Source organism: Microbacterium sp., assembly GCF_047971895.1.
Taxonomy (GTDB): Bacteria; Actinomycetota; Actinomycetes; order Actinomycetales; family Microbacteriaceae; genus Microbacterium.
This window is the reverse complement of sequence record NZ_JBKEAF010000125.1, coordinates 1-2,293: the sequence shown is the minus strand read 5'-3', so window position 1 is coordinate 2,293 and position 2,293 is coordinate 1. Positions and strand designations below refer to the sequence as shown.

At 66.1% G+C, this 2,293-nt stretch carries 1 protein-coding gene and 2 pseudogenes; all 3 read left to right on the top strand.

The features are described from left to right. Positions 1–713: pseudogene (locus ACK5IN_RS09890) on the top strand (F0F1 ATP synthase subunit alpha); the annotation flags it as partial. Positions 714–752: 39 nt separating this feature from the next. After that, entirely contained in the window at positions 753–1,652 is a 900-nt protein-coding gene (locus tag ACK5IN_RS09885) for a F0F1 ATP synthase subunit gamma (protein ID WP_416896022.1), read from the top strand. A gap of 21 nt (positions 1,653–1,673) precedes the next feature. Then, positions 1,674–2,293, top strand: a pseudogene (locus ACK5IN_RS09880) (F0F1 ATP synthase subunit beta); the annotation flags it as partial.

The window sequence follows — 2,293 nt, the reverse complement described above, 5'->3', positions numbered from 1 at the left end:
TCGAGCGTTGCGCGAAGCTAAGCGACGAGCTCGGTGCCGGGTCGATGACCGGTCTTCCGATCATCGAGACCAAGGCCAACGACGTCTCGGCATACATCCCCACCAACGTGATCTCGATCACCGATGGCCAGATCTTCTTGCAGTCCGACCTGTTCAACGCGAACCAGCGGCCGGCGGTCGACGTCGGTATCTCCGTCTCCCGTGTCGGTGGTGACGCGCAGGTCAAGTCGATCAAGAAGGTGTCCGGAACGCTCAAGCTCGAGCTCGCGCAGTACCGCTCGCTCGAGGCGTTCGCGATGTTCGCCTCCGACCTCGACGCGGCGAGCCGACGCCAGCTCGAGCGCGGTGCGCGCCTGACCGAGCTGCTGCGTCAGCCGCAGTACTCGCCGTACCCGGTGGAGGATCAGGTCGTCGCGATCTGGGCCGGCACCAACGGCAAGCTCGACGACGTCCCCGTCGAGGACGTGCTGCGCTTCGAGCGCGAGTTGCTTGACCACCTTGCGCGCCACACGACGATCCTCACGACGCTGCGCGAGACGAACGCCCTCGACGACGACACGCTTGCCAACCTCGAGACCGCGGTGGATGAGTTCAAGCGCACCGGCTTCGTCGCCGGCGATGGTTCCGCGCTCGACCAGCCCGGCACCGAGGAGTTCGACGCCGCCGAGGATGAGGACATCTCCCAGGAGAAGATCGTCCGGCAGAAGCGCTGACGCGCCCGAATCGAGACGGAGACGTAAGGACTAGACGACATGGGTGCCCAGCTGAGGGTCTACCGGCAGAAGATTCGCTCTGCCCAGACGACCAAGAAGATCACGCGAGCGATGGAGTTGATCTCCGCCTCGCGGATCCACAAGGCGCAGCAGCGGGTCGCCTCATCCCTGCCGTATGCGCGCGCGGTTACGCGCGCCGTGTCGGCGGTCGCGACCTACTCGCGTGTCGATCACCCGCTGACGAATCAGCCGGAGACGATCTCGCGCACCGCGATCGTCGTGTTCACCTCCGATCGAGGACTCGCCGGCGCGTTCAACGCGAACGTGCTGCGCGAGACCGGCGAGCTCGCCACCCGGCTCGAGGAGGAGGGCAAAGAGGTCGTCTACTACCTGATCGGACGCAAGGCGGCAGCCTACTTCACCTTCCGCCGCCGCGACGCCGAACGGGTCTGGACCGGCGGCACGGACGCGCCCGAGTTCGAGATGGCCAAGGAGATCTCCGACACCGTTCTCGAGCGCTTCGCCCAGGACGCCGCCGAGGGGGGCGTGGACGAGGTCTACATCGTCTACAACCGCTTCGTCAGCATGCTCGTGCAGGAACCGGAGACGGTGCGTCTCATGCCGCTCGAGGTTGTCGAGGGGGAGGAGTCGCCGTCCGCGGACGAGGCGCTGCCACTCTACGAGTTCGAACCGGAGCCGGCGCAGGTGCTCGATGCCCTCCTGCCCGCCTATATCGAGAGTCGCATCTTCAACGCGCTGCTGCAGTCGGCGGCGAGTAAGCACGCGGCAACCCAGAAGGCAATGAAGTCGGCAACCGACAACGCCGACAAACTCATCAAGGACTACACCCGGCTGGCGAACAACGCGCGCCAGGCCGAGATCACACAGCAGATCTCCGAGATCGTGGGCGGCGCCGACGCCCTGGGCTCGGCGAGTTGACCGGATAGGAATAAGGACATCATGGCCAGCACCGCAACGACCACCGCGGAGAAGACCGCCACGCAGGGCGCCGTCGGGCGTATCGCGCGGGTTACCGGTCCCGTCGTCGACATCGAGTTCCCGCACGACGCGATCCCGGACATCTACAACGCGCTGAAGACCACAATCGACTTCGCGGGTGACGGGGAAGAGCCGCAGGAGATCACCCTCGAGGTCGCCCAGCACCTCGGCGACGACCTCGTGCGGGCGATCGCGCTCAAGCCGACGGATGGTCTCGTTCGCGGCCAGGAGGTGCGCGACACCGGCGAGGCGATCTCCGTTCCCGTCGGCGACGTCACCAAGGGGCACGTGTTCAACGTGATCGGGGAGGCGCTCGACGTGCCGACCGACACGCTGGAGATCGCCGAGCGCTGGCCGATCCACCGCAACCCCCCGGCCTTCGACCAGCTCGAGTCCAAGACCCAGCTCTTCGAGACGGGCATCAAGGTCATCGACCTTCTCACCCCCTCCGTGCAGGGTGGAAAGATCGGCCTCTTCGGAGGTGCCGGCGTCGGCAAGACCGTGTTGATACAGGAGAGGATCTACCGCGTTGCCGCCGACCACGGTGGTGTCTCGGTGTTTGCCGGTGTCGGCGAGCGCAC

Bases quoted from the DNA above. Each gene is read 5' to 3' on its own strand.
- ACK5IN_RS09885 (WP_416896022.1), top strand. From the start codon at position 753: ATGGGTGCCCAGCTGAGGGTCTACCGGCAGAAGATTCGCTCTGCCCAG.